General features: G+C 71.4%; 13 protein-coding genes and 1 tRNA gene. 5 read left to right on the forward strand and 9 right to left on the reverse strand.

From position 1 onward, the window contains the following. Window positions 1-12 precede the first annotated feature (12 nt). Entirely contained in the window at window positions 13-1,002 is a 990-nt protein-coding gene (locus tag ACY34M_RS26115) for an acyl-CoA desaturase (protein WP_462720951.1), read from the reverse strand. A gap of 302 nt (window positions 1,003-1,304) precedes the next feature. On the opposite strand from ACY34M_RS26115, the gene ppc reads away from it, so the two are divergent. Continuing rightward, window positions 1,305-4,043: a phosphoenolpyruvate carboxylase gene (ppc, locus tag ACY34M_RS26120; RefSeq protein ID WP_462720952.1), complete on the forward strand. Its 2,739-nt coding sequence runs from the start codon at window positions 1,305-1,307 to the stop codon at window positions 4,041-4,043. Window positions 4,044-4,129: 86 nt separating this feature from the next. Here the strand turns inward: ppc and ACY34M_RS26125 are convergent, their stop codons facing one another. The 6 genes from ACY34M_RS26125 to ACY34M_RS26150 all read right to left on the reverse strand — a co-directional run bounded on the left by ACY34M_RS26125 (window position 4,130) and on the right by ACY34M_RS26150 (window position 8,847). Continuing rightward, complete coding sequence (locus ACY34M_RS26125) at window positions 4,130-4,585, reverse strand: hypothetical protein (protein ID WP_462720953.1); 456 nt, start codon at window positions 4,583-4,585, stop codon at window positions 4,130-4,132. Between the two features lie 75 nt (window positions 4,586-4,660). Further along, the gene (gene pth, locus ACY34M_RS26130) at window positions 4,661-5,260 is read right to left on the reverse strand and encodes an aminoacyl-tRNA hydrolase (RefSeq protein ID WP_462720954.1); all 600 of its coding nucleotides are present in this window, start codon (window positions 5,258-5,260) and stop codon (window positions 4,661-4,663) included. Window positions 5,261-5,338: 78 nt separating this feature from the next. After that, window positions 5,339-5,932, reverse strand: a complete 594-nt coding sequence (locus ACY34M_RS26135; RefSeq protein ID WP_462720955.1) for a 50S ribosomal protein L25/general stress protein Ctc — start codon at window positions 5,930-5,932, stop codon at window positions 5,339-5,341. A gap of 164 nt (window positions 5,933-6,096) precedes the next feature. Continuing rightward, on the reverse strand, window positions 6,097-7,074 hold the full coding sequence (locus tag ACY34M_RS26140) for a ribose-phosphate diphosphokinase (RefSeq protein ID WP_306323606.1): 978 nt from the start codon (window positions 7,072-7,074) through the stop codon (window positions 6,097-6,099). 120 nt (window positions 7,075-7,194) lie between these two features. Further along, complete coding sequence (glmU, locus tag ACY34M_RS26145; protein ID WP_462720956.1) at window positions 7,195-8,652, reverse strand: bifunctional UDP-N-acetylglucosamine diphosphorylase/glucosamine-1-phosphate N-acetyltransferase GlmU; 1,458 nt, start codon at window positions 8,650-8,652, stop codon at window positions 7,195-7,197. 123 nt (window positions 8,653-8,775) lie between these two features. Further along, window positions 8,776-8,847: transfer RNA gene (locus tag ACY34M_RS26150), tRNA-Gln, on the reverse strand. A 172-nt stretch (window positions 8,848-9,019) separates the two neighbouring features. On the opposite strand from ACY34M_RS26150, the gene ACY34M_RS26155 reads away from it, so the two are divergent. Further along, the gene (locus tag ACY34M_RS26155) at window positions 9,020-10,336 is read left to right on the forward strand and encodes a sensor histidine kinase (RefSeq protein ID WP_462720957.1); all 1,317 of its coding nucleotides are present in this window, start codon (window positions 9,020-9,022) and stop codon (window positions 10,334-10,336) included. A 50-nt stretch (window positions 10,337-10,386) separates the two neighbouring features. Here the strand turns inward: ACY34M_RS26155 and ACY34M_RS26160 are convergent, their stop codons facing one another. Together ACY34M_RS26160 and ACY34M_RS26165 are read right to left on the reverse strand one after the other, a co-directional pair. Continuing rightward, entirely contained in the window at window positions 10,387-10,884 is a 498-nt protein-coding gene (locus ACY34M_RS26160; RefSeq protein WP_462720958.1) for an SUKH-3 domain-containing protein, read from the reverse strand. Then, entirely contained in the window at window positions 10,884-11,444 is a 561-nt protein-coding gene (locus ACY34M_RS26165) for a YwqJ-related putative deaminase (RefSeq protein WP_462720959.1), read from the reverse strand. Before ACY34M_RS26165 ends, ACY34M_RS26160 begins: the two co-directional genes overlap by 1 nt. A gap of 290 nt (window positions 11,445-11,734) precedes the next feature. Between ACY34M_RS26165 and ACY34M_RS26170 the strand changes: the two genes are divergently transcribed. The 3 genes from ACY34M_RS26170 to ACY34M_RS26180 all read left to right on the forward strand — a co-directional run bounded on the left by ACY34M_RS26170 (window position 11,735) and on the right by ACY34M_RS26180 (window position 16,392). Then, window positions 11,735-12,727, forward strand: a complete 993-nt coding sequence (locus ACY34M_RS26170; protein WP_462720960.1) for an SMI1/KNR4 family protein — start codon at window positions 11,735-11,737, stop codon at window positions 12,725-12,727. 7 nt (window positions 12,728-12,734) lie between these two features. Beyond that, window positions 12,735-15,326, forward strand: coding sequence for an SUKH-4 family immunity protein (locus ACY34M_RS26175; protein ID WP_462720961.1), 2,592 nt, complete (start codon window positions 12,735-12,737; stop codon window positions 15,324-15,326). A gap of 67 nt (window positions 15,327-15,393) precedes the next feature. After that, window positions 15,394-16,392, forward strand: a complete 999-nt coding sequence (locus ACY34M_RS26180; protein ID WP_462720962.1) for an LCP family protein — start codon at window positions 15,394-15,396, stop codon at window positions 16,390-16,392. Window positions 16,393-16,502 lie beyond the last annotated feature (110 nt).

Consider the following 16,502-nt stretch of genomic DNA (forward strand, 5'->3'; position numbering starts at 1 on the left):
GCCGTGTGGTGGTCAGGCCGCGTCGGCGACCTGCTCCTTGCGGCGCGAGGCGATGCGGTCCTTGGACGGCCAGCGCACATCGTGCGCCCAGCCGAGCCGCTCGAACCAGCGGATGAGGCGGGCCGAGGAGTCGATCTGGCCGCGCTCCACACCGTGCCGCGCCGACGTCGGGTCCGCGTGGTGCAGGTTGTGCCAGGACTCGCCGCAGGACAGGACGGCCAGCCACCACACGTTGCCGGAGCGGTCGCGGGACTTGAAGGGGCGCTTGCCGACGGCGTGGCAGATCGAGTTGATCGACCACGTCACGTGGTGCAGGAGCGCCACCCGCACGAGCGAGCCCCAGAAGAACGCCGTGAACGCTCCCCACCAGGACATCGTCACCAGACCGCCGATCAGGGCGGGGAGGAAGAGCGAGAGCGCCGTCCACAGGACGAACTGGCGGGAGATCGCGCGGATCGCCGGGTCCTTGATCAGGTCCGGGGCGTACTTCTCCTGCGAGGTCTGCTCCTCGTCGAACATCCAGGCCATGTGTGCCCACCACAGGCCCTTCAGCAGGGCCGGGACCGTCTCCCCGTACCGCCACGGCGAGTGCGGGTCGCCCTCGGCGTCGGAGAACTTGTGGTGCTTGCGGTGGTCGGCGACCCAGCGCACGATCGGGCCCTCCACCGCGAGCGAGCCCATGATCGCCAGCGCGATCCGCAGCGGACGCTTCGCCTTGAAGGAGCCGTGCGTGAAGTACCGGTGGAAGCCGATCGTGATGCCGTGGCAGCCGACGAAGTAGAAGAGGACGAGCAGCCCGAGGTCGAGCCAGCTCACCCCCCAGCCCCAGGCCAGCGGCACCGCCGCGAGCACGGCCAGGAACGGAACGGTGATGAACAGGAGCAGTGTGATCTGCTCCACGGAACGCTTCTGTTCGCCGCCGAGTGTCGCAGAATGCGAGGTGGCGGGCGGTCCTGAGGCCGGACCGGGGGCTTCTTCGATCACATCGGTGGTGGTTGCCATGGGAGTCCCCTGTAAGTCGAGGGTTGAGACGGGCTGAGACGGGTCAGGAGATCCACGGGGATCCGCGGACAGCTTGCCTACGGTTCCGTAACCTACGGCACCGTAAGTATGTCAGCGTGCAGCCGGGCGGCAAGAGGCTCCGACCTCGCCGTCGGCGGTGGCACATATCCTTGGAATCGGTCGGACAGCGCGGTCCGCTCTGAATCTCCACCCCGGGTTGTGTACCCGGATCCGGGGATCCTTCCTCCCGACGTGCTTCACCACGTGCCAGACGTGCTTCACCATTGCAAGGAGCCGCACCTGTGAGCAGTGCCGACGAACAGACCGCTGCGACGAGCACCAGCGCCGAGCTGCGCGCCGACATCCGTCGGCTCGGTGACCTGCTGGGCGAGACCCTGGTCCGCCAGGAGGGCCCGGAGCTGCTCGAACTGGTCGAGAAGGTCCGCCGCCTGACCCGCGAGGACGGCGAGGCCGCCGCCGAGCTGTTGCGCGGCACCGAGCTGGACACCGCGGCCAAGCTGGTCCGCGCCTTTTCCACGTACTTCCACCTGGCCAACGTCACCGAGCAGGTGCACCGTGGCCGGGAGCTGCGCGCCATGCGGGCCGCCGAGGGTGGACTCCTCGCCCGCACCGCGGACCGGCTCAAGGACGCCGACCCGGAGCACCTGCGCAACACGGTCAAGCACCTGAACGTGCGACCCGTCTTCACGGCGCACCCCACCGAGGCGGCCCGCCGCTCGGTCCTGAACAAGCTGCGCCGTGTCGCCGAGCTCCTGGAGACCCCGGTCCTGGAGACCGACCGGCGCCGCTACGACACCCGGCTGGCCGAGAACATCGACCTCGTGTGGCAGACGGACGAGCTGCGTGTCGTGCGCCCCGAGGTCACCGACGAGTCGCGCAACGCGATCTACTACCTGGACGAGCTGCACGCCGGCGCCGTCGGTGACGTCCTGGAGGACCTCACCGCCGAGCTGGAGCGCGTCGGCTTCCAGCTCCCCGAGGACAGCCGCCCGCTCACCTTCGGCACCTGGATCGGCGGCGACCGCGACGGCAACCCGAACGTGACGCCGCAGGTCACCTGGGACGTCCTGATCCTCCAGCACGAGCACGGGATCAACGACGCGCTCGACATGATCGACGAGCTGCGCGGCTTCCTGTCGAACTCGATCCGCTACACGGGCGCCACCGAGGAGCTGCTCACGTCGCTCCAGTGCGACCTGGAGCGCCTCCCGGAGATCAGCCCCCGCTACAAGCGGCTCAACGCGGAGGAGCCCTACCGGCTCAAGGCCACCGCGATCCGGCAGAAGCTGGAGAACACCAAGACGCGGCTCGCCAACAACACCCCGCACCAGGACGGCCGCGACTACCTCGGCACCGCCGAGCTGCTGCACGACCTGACGCTCATCCAGACCTCGCTGCGCGAGCACCGCGGCGGACTGTTCGCCGAAGGCCGCATGAACCGTACGATCCGTACGCTCTCCGCCTTCGGTCTGCAGCTCGCCACGATGGACGTCCGCGAGCACGCCGACGCGCACCACCACACGCTCGGCCAGCTCTTCGACCGGCTCGGCGAGGAGTCCTGGCGCTACGCCGACATGCCGCGCGACTACCGCGGCAAGCTGCTCGCCAAGGAGCTCCGCTCCCGCCGCCCGCTGGCGCCCACCCCGGCGCCGCTCGACGCCGACGGCGAGAAGACCCTCGGCGTCTTCCACACGATCCAGCGCGCACTCGACGTGTTCGGCCCCGAGGTCATCGAGTCGTACATCATCTCGATGTGCCAGGGCGCCGACGACGTGTTCGCCGCGACCGTCCTCGCGCGCGAGGCGGGCCTCATCGACCTGCACGCCGGCTGGGCCAAGATCGGCATCGTGCCGCTCCTGGAGACCACGGACGAGCTGAAGGCCGCCGACACGATCCTGGAGGACATGCTCTGCGACCCGTCGTACCGGCGCCTCGTCGCGCTCAACGGCGACGTGCAGGAGGTCATGCTCGGCTACTCCGACTCCTCGAAGTTCGGCGGCATCACCACCTCGCAGTGGGAGATCCACCGCGCCCAGCGCCGCCTGCGTGACGTCGCGCACCGCTACGGTGTGCGGCTGCGCCTCTTCCACGGCCGCGGCGGCACCGTCGGCCGCGGCGGCGGCCCCTCGCACGACGCGATCCTCGCCCAGCCCTGGGGCACGCTGGAGGGCGAGATCAAGGTGACCGAGCAGGGCGAGGTCATCTCCGACAAGTACCTCGTGCCGTCCCTGGCCCGCGAGAACCTGGAACTGACCGTCGCGGCGACGCTGCAGGCCTCCGCCCTGCACACGGCGCCGCGCCAGTCCGACGAGGCCCTCGCCCGCTGGGACGCCGCGATGGACGTGGTGAGCGACGCGGCCCACACCGCGTACCGCAAGCTCGTCGAGGACCCGGACCTGCCGAACTACTTCCTCGCCTCCACGCCCGTCGACCAGCTCGCCGACCTGCACCTGGGCTCGCGGCCCTCGCGCCGCCCCGGCTCGGGCATCTCGCTCGACGGCCTGCGTGCCATCCCGTGGGTCTTCGGCTGGACCCAGTCCCGGCAGATCGTGCCCGGCTGGTACGGAGTCGGCTCCGGCCTCAAGGCGCTGCGCGAGGCCGGCCTGGACACCGTGCTCGACGAGATGCACGAGCACTGGCACTTCTTCCGCAACTTCATCTCCAACGTCGAGATGACGCTCGCCAAGACCGACCTGCGGATCGCCCGGCACTACGTCGACACGCTCGTGCCGGACGACCTCAAGCACGTCTTCGACGAGATCGTCACCGAGCACGAGCTGACCGTCGCCGAGGTGCTGCGCATCACCGGCGCGCCCGAACTCCTCGGCAACCAGCCCGTGTTGAAGCAGACGTTCGAGATCCGGGACGCCTACCTCGACCCGATCTCCTACCTCCAGGTCGCCCTGCTCAAGCGGCAGCGCGACGAGGCGGCCGCGGGCGCGACCCCGGACCCGACGCTCGGCCGCGCCCTGCTGCTCACCGTGAACGGTGTGGCGGCGGGCCTGCGCAACACCGGCTGAGCCACCGGCACACGACTGAGGGGCGCCACCCGGCCGGGCGGCGCCCCTCAGTCGTGTTCAGGCGGTCGTGCTCAGAAAAGTCGTGTTCAGAATGCGACGGCGACGAACGCGGCCGTCAGGACGAGGCCGCTCGCGCCCGCCGAGCACCACGCCAGCCGCCGGTTCCGCAGCCCCGCCGCGATCAGCGGAACCCCCAGCAGCAGCGCACCGCCGAGCGGAATCCACGCGTGGAAGAAGCCGCCCGCCCCGGCCCGCACCGCCTCGCGCGTGCTCGGCCTGAGCACCACCGGAACCCGGGCGCCCTTCCTGACCCCGACCGAGCGCTCGATCACCACTTCACCGTGCCGCACGGCGGACGGCGAAGCGGGCGCGAAGGGGCCGGTGCACACCGCGTCCGTGCACCCCGTCACCGTGAGCGTGCCGCGCTCACGACCGCGCGGGAACACGACGTGCTGCGCCGAATCCCACGACGCCCAGAACCCGGCGACGAGCAACAACGCGAGGACCGCTCCGGTCGCTATCTTCCGGCTGACCGACACCATGGCGGGGATCCTTGGCCATGACCCTGCGTATGGTCAACTCCCGGCGGGAAACCCCCGCCGACAAGTCCGTACAGGTCAGGAGTTGTACGTCGACTGCGCCCGCTCCAGGCCCTCGATCACCAGAGCCTCCGCCGCGTCCGCCGCCCGGTCCACGAAGTAGTCGAGCTCCTTGCGTTCCGTCGACGAGAAGTCCTTGAGCACGAAGTCCGCGACCTGCATCCGCCCCGGCGGACGACCGATCCCGAACCGCACCCGGTGGTAGTCGCTGCCCAGCGACTTGGTGATCGACTTCAGACCGTTGTGCCCGTTGTCCCCGCCGCCCAGCTTGAGACGCAGCACGCCGTAGTCGATGTCCAGCTCGTCGTGGATCGCCACGATGTGCTCGGTCGGCACCTTGTAGAAGTCGCACAGCGCCGTCACCGGAGCACCCGAGACATTCATGTACGACATCGGCTTCGCGAGGATCACCCGGCGGTTCAGCGGCCCCGGCGGGCCGATCCGCCCCTCGACGACCTGCGCCTTGCCCTTGGTCGCCCGCTTGAACTTGGCGCCCATCCGCTGCGCGAGAAGGTCGGCGACCATGAAGCCGACGTTGTGCCGGTTCATCGCGTACTCGGGCCCCGGGTTGCCCAGCCCGGCGATCAGCCAGGGAGCGTTCTCGTCGGACATGCACATTCCTTAGGTGTACGTCGAAACAGCGATACGGGGTGGTGGGCCGTGCCCACCACCCCGTACAGGTCAGACCCTGAAGGCTCAGGCCTCCGCGGCGGCCTCGTCGCCCTCGGCCTCGGCCGGGGCCTCCTCGGCCTGCGCGGCCAGGACCTGGAGGACGACGGCGTCCTCGTCGGTGGCCAGCGTGGTGCCCTTGGGCAGCGCGATGTCCTTGGCGTGGACCGAGGCACCGGCCTCGAGGCCCTCGACGGAGACGGTGACCGACTCGGGGATGTGCGTGGCCTCGGTCTCGACCGACAGCGTGTTCAGCACGTGCTCGAGCAGGTTGCCGCCCGGGGCCAGCTCGCCCTCGGTGTGGATCGGGAGCTCGACGGTGACCTTCTCGCCGCGCTTCACCTGGAGCAGGTCGACGTGGACCAGGAAGCTCGTGATCGCGTCACGCTGCACGGACTTCGGGATGACCAGCTCGTTGCTCTTGCCGTCGATGTCCAGGTTGATCAGGACGTTCGGCGTACGCAGGGCCAGCATCAGGGCGTGCGAGTCGAGGACGATGTGCTGCGGCTCGTTGCCGTGGCCGTAGACGACACCGGGAACCTTCTCGACCTGGCGCAGACGGCGGGAGGCACCCTTGCCGAACTCGGTGCGGGTCTCGACGGAAAGCTTGACCTCGGACATGCTCTTCAACTCCTCGTAGAACTAGGGGAAAGGGTCACCCGGCCACGAACGGCCTGCTACGAAGAGCGCGTCGATAACGGACAGCCACACACAAAAGTGCGGCCTCCCTCGCCGAGCAACTTCAGCAGTCTACTCGGCGAGGGAGGCCGCACCCAAATGGATCTTTACGCTTCGCCCTCGAAGAGGCTGGTCACCGAGCCGTCCTCGAAGACCTCGCGCACCGCGGAGGCGATGGTCGGGGCGATCGACAGGACCGTGATCTTGTCGAGCTCCAGCTCGCCCGGCGTCGGCAGCGTGTCCGTGAAGACGAACTCGCTGACCTTCGAGTTCTTCAGACGGTCCGCGGCGGGGCCCGAGAGCACACCGTGCGTCGCCGTCACGATGACGTCCTCCGCGCCGTGCGCGAACAGGGCGTCGGCGGCGGCGCAGATCGTGCCACCCGTGTCGATCATGTCGTCGACGAGGACACAGACGCGGCCCTTCACGTCACCGACGACCTCGTGCACGGTCACCTGGTTGGCGACGTCCTTGTCACGGCGCTTGTGGACGATCGCCAGCGGGGCACCGAGCCGGTCGCACCAGCGGTCGGCGACGCGCACGCGGCCGGCGTCCGGCGAGACCACGGTCAGCTTCGAACGGTCGACCTTCGCGCCCACGTAGTCCGCCAGGATCGGCAGCGCGAACAGGTGGTCCACCGGGCCGTCGAAGAAGCCCTGGATCTGGTCCGTGTGCAGGTCGACCGTGAGAATGCGGTCGGCGCCCGCGGTCTTCATCAGGTCGGCCACCAGACGCGCCGAGATCGGTTCACGTCCGCGGTGCTTCTTGTCCTGCCGCGCGTAACCGTAGAACGGCACGATCACGGTGATGGAGCGGGCCGACGCGCGCTTCAGCGCGTCGATCATGATCAGCTGCTCCATGATCCACTTGTTGATCGGGGCCGTGTGGCTCTGGATCAAGAAGCAGTCGGCGCCGCGAGCGGACTCCTGGTAGCGAACGTAGATCTCGCCGTTGGCGAAGTCGAAAGCCTTGGTCGGAACGATCCCGACACCGAGCTGGTGCGCGACCTCCTCGGCCAGCTCGGGGTGGGCGCGGCCGGAGAAGAGCATGAGCTTCTTCTCGCCGGTCGTCTTGATCCCGGTCACAGCACTAGTCTCCTCAGACGAGTTCGTCCGCCGCAGCTGCCCGCGCGTCCCTATAGCAGCGAGCCAGGCGAATCGTGTGCACCTATCACGGTACGCCGTGTCGGGCGCACCTGTTTCCGGTCAGCCCTTGCTTTCCGGATCCCGGGAAGCCGCCTCGGCCGCCTTCGCGGCCGCGCTCCCCGGACGCTTTCGAGCCACCCAACCCGCGATATTCCTTTGCTGGCCGCGGGCCACGGCCAATGAACCGGCCGGTACATCCTTCGTGATCACGGACCCGGCGGCGGTGTACGCACCGTCCCCGATGGTGACAGGCGCCACAAACATGTTGTCCGAACCGGTCTTGCAGTGGGACCCCACGGTGGAGTGGTGCTTGCTCTCCCCGTCGTAGTTCACGAAGACGCTCGCGGCACCGATGTTGGTGAAGTCGCCGATCGTCGCGTCGCCCACGTAGGACAGGTGCGGCACCTTCGTGCCCTCACCGATCGACGAGTTCTTCGTCTCGACGAACGTCCCGATCTTCGACTTCAGACCGAGGCGGGTGCCGGGACGCAGATACGCGAACGGGCCGACGGACGCCTGCGGGCCCACCTCGGACCCGTACGCGACCGTGTTGTCCACCTGCGCCCCGGCGCCGACGCGCGTGTCCGTCAGGCGGGAGTTGGGGCCGACCACGGCGCCCTCGGCGAGGTGCGTGGCACCGAGCAGCTGGGTGCCGGGCAGGACGGTCGCGTCGCGCTCGAACGTCACGGTGACGTCGACGAAGGTGGTGGCCGGGTCGACGACCGTGACACCGGCGAGCATCGCCTGCTCCAGGAGCCGGTCGTTGAGCGTGCGGCGGGCCTCGGCCAGCTGCACCCGGTTGTTGATGCCGGCGATCTCGCGGTGGTCCCGCGCGACGGAGGCGCCGACCCGGTGCCCCGCCTCGCGCAGGATCCCGAGCACGTCGGTCAGGTACTCCTCGCCCTGGCTGTTGTCCGTCCGCACCTGCTTCAGGGCCTCGGTCAGCAGCCGCCCGTCGAACGCGAAGACACCCGAGTTGATCTCGTTGATCGCGCGCTGCGCCTCGCTCGCGTCCTTGTGCTCGACGATCGCGGTGACGGCGCCCGAGACGTTGTCACGGACGATGCGGCCGTAGCCGGTGGCGTCGGGGACCTCGGCGGTCAGCACGGTCACGGCGTTGCCGTCGGTGGCGTGCGTGGCCGAAAGTGAACGGAGCGTCTCGCCGGTGAGCAGCGGGGTGTCGCCGCAGACCACGACGACGGTGCCGTCGAGCCGGGCCTCCTCGCCGAGCCCCTCGAGGCCCATGCGCACGGCGTGGCCCGTGCCGTTCTGCTCGGCCTGCACGGCGGTACGGGCCCCCGGGTCGACCTCGCCCACGTGCGCGGCGACCTTCTCCCGCTCGTGGCCGACGACCACGACGAGCTGCTCGGGGTTCAACTCGCGGGAGGCGGCGAGCACATGCCCGACCAGCGAACGGCCGCAGAGCTCGTGCAGGACTTTCGGGGTGGCCGACTTCATACGGGTGCCCTCACCCGCTGCGAGTACGACGACGGCTGCCGGGGTGTTGGCGCTGCTCACGGGTGTGCCCTTCGGCTTCGGCTGCGTGCGGGGTGGATATCCGCAGGATACCGGGGCGTATTGGGGCGGGCATGGGGGCGGGGCCCGACCTGTTTTCGATCGGGCCCCGCATGCCGCCTTGAGCTCCCCCGCCAGGACTCGAACCCGGACAGATGGCACCAAAAGCCACAGTGCTGCCAATTACACCACGGGGGAATGTATCTACCTAAACCGGACATTACGTCAGGCTGTCGGTCGGGCCCCCAACACTATGCCGTACCAAGAGCCTTCGGTGCGACGGTACAGGTCGGCTCCCTGTGGAAGGTGGTGTAGGCCAGTACGCGAAACTCACCGGAAAACGGGCACGTGGCGCCCGTACGCTGGAGGCATGACCACAGCGGGGGAAGTTCACCGAGCCGCGGCCGGGGGGCCGTGGTGGTGGGCGCGGCGCAGGACCGCCGTGCTGGATGTGGTGCTCGCGGTGGCGTCTGCGGTGGAGTGCGGCGTGGAAGGGGTCCCGTTCGCGCACAAGGCCGGGCTCCCGGTGTGGCTGGGGGTCGCCTTCGGCGTGCTCACCGGCGCGACGCTCGTGCTGCGGCGGCGCTGGCCGATCGCGGTGGTGCTGGTCTCGGTGGCGGTGACGCCCGCGCAGATGGGCGTGGTGCTGACGGTCGTCGGCCTGTACTCGCTCGCCGCGTCCGAGATGCCGCGGCGGATCATCGGGGCGCTCGCCGGGATGTCGTTCGCCGGGACGCTGATCGTGTCGGTGGTGCGGGTCCAGCAGGACTCGGCGTCGCACGCGGACACGTTCCAGGTGGCGAGCTGGGTGGTGCCGTTCCTGGCGATCACCACGGCGCTGGGGGTGACGGCTCCGCCGTTGCTGCTCGGGCTCTACGTGGGTGCGCGGCGCCGGCTCATGGACTCGCTGCAGGAGCGGAACGAGTCGCTGGAGCGGGAGCTGGGGCTGCTCGCGGAGCGGGCCGAGGAGCGGGCCGAGTGGGCGCGCGGCGAGGAGCGGACCCGGATCGCGCGCGAGATGCACGACGTGGTGGCGCACCGGGTGTCGTTGATGGTGGTGCACGCGGCGGCGTTGCAGGCGGTGGCGCGCAAGGACCCCGAGAAGGCGGTGAAGAACGCGGCGCTGGTCGGGGACATGGGGCGGCAGGCGCTCACCGAACTGCGGGAGATGCTCGGGGTGCTGCGGGCCGGGGAGCCGGTGCCGGTGCGGGTCGACCCGGTGCCGCTGGAGGCGGTGGGGGTGGCCGCCGCGGCGGCGGCCTCGCGGGCCGAGGCGGAGGTGGAGGCCGGGCCGTGGCTGGCCGAGCTGGAGGAGCTGGTCGGGCAGTCGCGGGCGGCCGGGATGGTCGTCGAGGTGTTCGTGGAGGGTGAAGTACGGGCGTACGCGGCGGCGGTGGAGCAGACGGCGTACCGGGTGGTGCAGGAGGCGCTGACGAACGTGCACAAGCACGCGGCGGGCGCGAAGACGTACGTCCGGCTCGCGCATCGGGGTGCCGAGGTGGCGATGCAGGTCGAGAACGACCCGCCGCCGGAACCGGGCGCCGCCGCGTCGGCCGGGCTGCCGTCCGGGGGGAACGGTCTGGTGGGCATGAAGGAGCGGGTGGCCGGACTCGGCGGCGTGTTCGTGTCGGGCCCGACGGACACGGGCGGCTTCCGCGTGTCGGCGGTCCTGCCCACGACGCCTTAGCCGGGTCCGGGGCTCTCGTCGCACCGCGGCCGACGCCGTGATGGGGCCGGTTACCCCGGAGGGGAGAGGCGAGGGGGCTGGAGGCCGGTGATCAGGGTGGTGAGGGCCGAGTCCATGTCGGGGCCCAGGTACCAGTCGCCGCTGTGGTCCAGGGCGTAGATCCGGCCGTCCGTATCGATCGCCAGCAACGCCTCCGTACCCGACTCGGCTCCCAGCGGAGCGAGTTCCGTGTCGAGGGCGCGCCCCAGATCGCCGAGGGTGCGGGCCGTGTGGAGACCGTGGAGGGGATCCAGGTGCGGCTGGGCGGGGGCGATGTGGCGGCCGGGGCCGGTCGGCGTGAGGTGGAGGCCGCCGAATTCGGCCCAGGCCTCGACCGCCGCCGGGAAGACCGAGTGGCGGTGCCCGGCGGGGGAGACGTGCGTGCGCAGCGCGTCCGCCCAGAATTCCGCCTGCTTGATGTCCCAACGCCCCGGCTGCCATCCGGCGACGCGCAGCGTGGCGTCGACCAGATCGGAGAAGCGGGCGTCCTGAGAGGTGGGGTGGGGCATCAGTGGGCGGCCTCGTTGTCGTCGGACGGGGTGTCGGTGTCGGGGGCCACGACGTGGACGCCGAAGTGGGCGGTCAGCGCGGTGCATGCGCGGCAGGGGCGGGCGAAGCCGCCGTGCAGCGGGTCCCCGTCCTCGCGGATGCGACGGGTGGTGAGCTTGGACTGCTTGAGGGCCTTGCGGGCCTCGCCGACCGTCATGGGCCTGCGGCGGGCGCGCTTCGACTTCTCGGTGCGCTCGGTGTCGCTGGCCGTGAGGTGCCGGGAGAGCAGGATGGCCTCGGCGCAGCGCCCGGTGAAGCGGTCGCGCTGCGCGCTGGTCAGCGTATCGAGGAAGTCCTGGACCAACGGGTGCAGCGCGGGCGCCTGTTCGCCGCGGGCCGCGGTCGCGGTGAGGGTGGTGCCGCGCACGGAGAGGGCGGCGGCGACGGTGGGGAGTATGCCGTCGCGGCGCACGCTGAGGGTGGGCACGGCGCCGGCGTCGGTGGCGCTCCAGCCCACGCGCGGGTCGTCGCCCGGCTGCTCGTCCGCGGGGGCAGTTTCCTCTGCGGTACCGCTGCGCATCTGTTGTTTCCCCTCCTGCAGTTCCCCACTGCAATCCCCCTGGTTGCCTGCACAGACTGCCAAACGGGATCGCGGGTGTGGAAGCCGGACCCCGATGACACGCCCGATCGTCACGTCGTGGTGATGCTCGGGTGACTGCTGGTCATGGAACCGGAGGCCCGGTGACCGGTGTCGCACAACCGCATAGGCTGTCGTTTGATTCGTACGGATCAGGAGCAGGTCCGGAACAGACCCGGGACCGACCCGGAACAGATCCGCAACCGTCACCAGCGCCGCAGGGGGCAACCGACATGACGACAGGTCGGCTCGGGCAGCAGGCCGCGCCGCCGAACGCGGCGTATGCCGGGCAGGTCGTGCACTTCCCGGACCCGGTCCGTGCCGCCCGCCATCCGCGCGGGGTGCGCGTGGACGGCGACGGTTTCCCGGACTTCTCCCCCTACGCCCGGGCCGCCGCGGAGATCGCGGAGCCTCCGCAGGGCTTCGGAGTCGACGAGTTGCGGCTGACGGACTACGTGTCGGCGAACGCGGCGCTGGCCGCGTCCGGGCACGAACTGTGGGACATGATCCCGCAGGTGGCGACGCCGCACGGCTGGACGTGGCACCACGCGCGCGGCTCGCGGCGCCTGGAGCTGATCCCGGTCGAGGTGAAGGCGCTGCTCCGCCATCACGGCGGTCTGGCGACGGCGACGGTCGACCACCACAAGCGCGGCACGCGGCCGCTGCAGGACACCCGGCCCGTGCACTTCGGGCTGCCGAAGTCCGGGGTCGCGGTGTCGGAGAGCCAAGTGCAGTCGGCCGAGGAGGACTTGGGGTACCGGCTGCCGGGGGCGTACCGCTCGTTCCTGAAGGCGGGCGGTGGTTGTGCGCCGGTCGGGACGGGTCTGGACGCCGAGTTGGGCCTGCTGGTCGATCAGCCGTTCTTCACGGTGCGCGACGAGGCGGCCGTGAACGACCTCGTGTACGTCAACAAGTGTCTGCGCGACCACCTGACGAAGGACTATCTGGGTGTCGCGTTCGTGCAGGGCGGGCTGCTCGCCGTGAAGGTGCGGGGCGAGGCGGTCGGCTCCGTGTGGTTCTGCGCGTACGACGACGCGCGGGACAGCGGTGACACGGCGGTGCTGCCGGTGGCCGAGCGGGTGGAGCGGCTGCTGCTGCCCTGTGGTGAGGACTTCGACGGGTTCCTGTCCCGACTCGCGGGCAGTCCGCCGGAGTTGGAGACGGTGGCGAATCTGATGGTGGACGGCGGCTTCGCGCATGCCGTTCCGGTCGCCGGTGGGGAGTGAGCTTGCGATGGTGACGTTCGCGCAGGCGCAGGAGCGCGCCGAGGAATGGATCAATGGGGACGTTCCCGTACAGCAGCACCGTGAGGTGCGGGTGCGGGAGTTCGAGCTGGGCTTCGTCGTGTGGGCGGAGGACCGGGAGTCCGGTCCGGTGTCCGACGGCGGGCGCCAGCGGCTCGTGATCGCGCGGGACAGCGGGGACGCCTCGCTGTGGCCCTCGCTGCCGGTGGGCGAGGTGATCCGGCGCTACGAGGAGGAGTACGGGCTGCCGGACGCGCCGGCCCAGCCGTCGGCGGCGAGGCCGCCGGAGCGGGTGGACCTGAACCAGACGTCGTTCCTGCTGACGCCGCCGGAGTGGCTTCAGGAGGCGGCCGACAAGAAGGGCGCCGAGGACCGGCGGCCTGACGGGGCCGAGCCGTCGGCTCCGGCCGCCGCGACGCCCGAGGACGCGGTCCCGGCTCCGGTCGACGCCGTGCCGCAGGACGCCGAGCCGCAGGACGCCGTGCCGGTGCCCGTGCCCGCCGATGCGACGCCGTGGGCCGGTACGGACACGAACGGGGTGGGGGACGAGGAGGACCGTTCGGTCCCGCTGCCCGAGACGGTGTTCTCGCCGCCGCTGGCCGAGGAGGAGCCGCCGCCCCCGGCGCCGTCCGCGTACGGGTATCCGCAGGGCGGGCCCGTGCCGCCGCCTCCGCCCCCGCTGCCTTCGCAGGAGGGCCCGGTCCCGTACAGCGGGCCGCCGACCCCGCCGCCGGCTCCGGCCGCGCCGACCCCGCCGCCCGCCTCCTACGGCTATCCGCAGGGTCCGCCGGTGGGGGCGACCCCGCCGCCCTCGGCACCGACCCCGCCCCCACCCCCGCCGACCGCTCCGTCCACCGGGGACCGCTACGGCTACCCGCAGGGCGGCGCCGCGTTTCCGCCGCCCGCTCCGGGGACCGCTGTTCCCGGTCCGCCGCCTCCGGGTGCCTCGTACGGCTACCCGCAGGACGGCCCCGCCGCCGCTGACATCGCGAACGCCGCGACCAGCAAGGCGGAGCCCCCGCGCGGTGGTGGCGCGCAGACTCCGCCGCCTCCGGGACCGCCCGGCGCCCCGGCGGGCGGCTACGTTCCCACGCAGATGATGACGCCGCAGCGCCGCGACGGGCAGCCCGAGCCGTCCGGCGGGCCCGGCGTTCCCGGTGCGCCTCAGCAGGCCGGTCCGCCCGGCCCGCCCGGTCCTCCCGGTCCGCCTCCGCCGCCCGGCGCCCCCAAGTCTCCCGACGAGGGGGTGCACCAGGCCGCGACGATGCTGTCGGGGCCGCCTCCCGGTGGCCCCGCGGGTCAGGCCCCGCCGCCGCCCGGTCCGCCCGGTACTCCGGGGCCGCCCCCGCCGCCCGGTGCTCCCGGTGGTGAGGGCGTGCACCACGCGGCGACCGTGCTCTCGGGCCCCGGCCCGCAGGCCCCCGGCCGCACGCCGCCCGGCCCGCCCCCGCCGCCCGGCGCACCCGGAGGCCACCGGCCCCCGCCGCCCGGCGCCATGCCCCCGCCCGCCCCCGCCCAGCAGGTTCCCGGCCCGCCCCCGGCGGCGTACGGGTATCCGCAGCAGCAGCAACCGCAGCAGCCCGCCCCGCCGACGGGGCAGCCGACCGTGGGACCCGGCTACCAGGCCGTGCTGCGCTACCGCGCGCCCGACGGGTCCGAGCAGCAGCTCATCCGGCGGTCCGCGCCGGGGACGCCGCACCCGGAGTGGCAGATCTTCCACGAGCTGCGCGGCATGAACGTGCCGCCGGACCAGGTCCTCGAACTCCACACGGAGCTGGAGTCCTGCTCGCTGCCCGGCGCGTACTGCTCCCGCATGATCCAGGAGCAGTGGCCGCAGGCGCGGATCACGTCGATCGCCCCGTACGGCACCGACCACGCCTCGCGCCAGCAGGGCATGCAGCAGCTGCTCGCGCACCAGGGCGAGCTGCACCAGGTCGCCGACGGCCCGGCGCGTCCGGCCCCGGTGCGTGCCCCATTGCAGCCCGCCCAGCCCGCGCCCCCGGCCCCGCCGGAGGCGATCGCGCAGGAGCTGGCGGCGGCGTTCGGGCCCGGGGTGTTCCGGTTCGACCAGAGGGCCGTGTCGCGGCAGGGCGTCCCGGACGTCGTGGCGCACGTCCTCGTCACGGCGGGGCTGCCGTCCGACTTCGGTCCGTTCTTCTGGGCGCAGGCCCAGCCGGGCCGCCCGGTGCCGACGCTGGCCGAGCTGGCGCAGGAGCGCGGCGTGCAGCCGGCCTCGGACGCGGGCTCGTACCTCGTGATGGGCAGCGACTTCGGCAAGGCGCTGTGCGTGCAGTACGGGACGGCGAACATCGTGGCCGTGCCGGTGGAGGCAGGTGCCGAAAACACGGCCGGGGCACCGGTGCCGCCGCAGTTCGTGAACAGCGGGCTGCCGGAGTTCGCCCGGTCCCTCGCCCTGCTCGGCCGGATGTGGCGGCTGCGCTTCGGGCTCAACCAGGAGCAGGCGGGCCGCTGGACCGTCGACTTCCAGGCGGAGCTGAACGCGATCGACTCGGCGGCGCTCGGCTCGCCCGAGACCTGGTGGTCGGTGCTGCTCGAGCAGATGTGGGACGGCCTGCTGTAGGCGGTCGCGTACGGATGTGCGGGGCGCTCGACCTGCGGGACCGGTCGGGCGCCCCGATCATGCGCACATGGCAGGTGAGTGGAGTGAGCCGACGACGGTGCGGGCGGCGCGGCCCCGGCGGCGCCGGGGCCGGCGGGTCGGTCTGACCCTGCTCGTCGTCCTCGTGGTGCTCGTCGCGTACGGCATCGGCCTGTATTTCTGGGCGGGCTCGCGGCTGCAGACGACGGACGCGCTCGGCGACTACGAGGGCCGGCCCTCGGCGGGCGCGGGCACGAACTGGCTGCTGGTCGGTTCGGACTCGCGGGAGAACCTGACGCCCGAACAGCGCAAGGAGCTGCACGTCGGCAACGACGAGGGCAACCGCACCGACACGATCATGCTGCTGCACTACGGGGACAACGGCCCGTACCTGGTCTCCATCCCGCGCGACTCGTACGTCCCGATCCCCGGCCACGGGCAGAACAAGATCAATTACGCGTACTCGGTGGGCGGCGCGAAGCTGCTCACGCAGACCGTGGAGGAGTCGACGGGGCTGCGCGTCGACCACTACGCGGAGGTCAGCTTCCTGGGGCTCGTCGACGTCGTGGACGCGCTGGGCGGGGTGAAGATCTGCGTGCCCGACGGCGGTCTGCACGACGAGAAGTCGGGCGCCGACTTCGACGCGGGCTGCCAGACCATGAGCGGCGTCGAGGCCCTGCAGTACGCGCGGGCCCGCTACTCCGACCCGACCGGCGACCTGGGGCGGGTCAAGCGGCAGCAGCAGCTCGTGGACGCGATCGCGAACAAGGCGCTCAGCGTGCGGGTGCTGGTCCCGCCGTGGAAGCTCGTCCCGTTCCTGAGCGCCTCGCTCGACGCGCTGACCGTCGACCGGGACACCGGGGTCGCCGCGCTGGCCACCATGGGTGTGAAAATGTCCGACCCGGCCTCCACGACGACGGTTCCCGTCGGCAGCGAGCCCAACGTTTCGGGGGCCGGGGACGTGGTGATGTGGAACGAGAACGAGGCCGAACAGCTCTTCTCCGCTCTGCGCGAGGACAAGGCGATTCCGACTTTCGACGGCAATTGACGCATCCTGGACTGAGTGGGTCGACCTGAGTGCCACGTGTGTCGGAATGTGGACACCTCGGGTTGTTCCATCAAGATGTGCGCCAATCGCGCAAAATGTCCTTGCCGAAG

It is taken from the genome of Streptomyces sp. EDA2-14, from assembly GCF_054963755.1.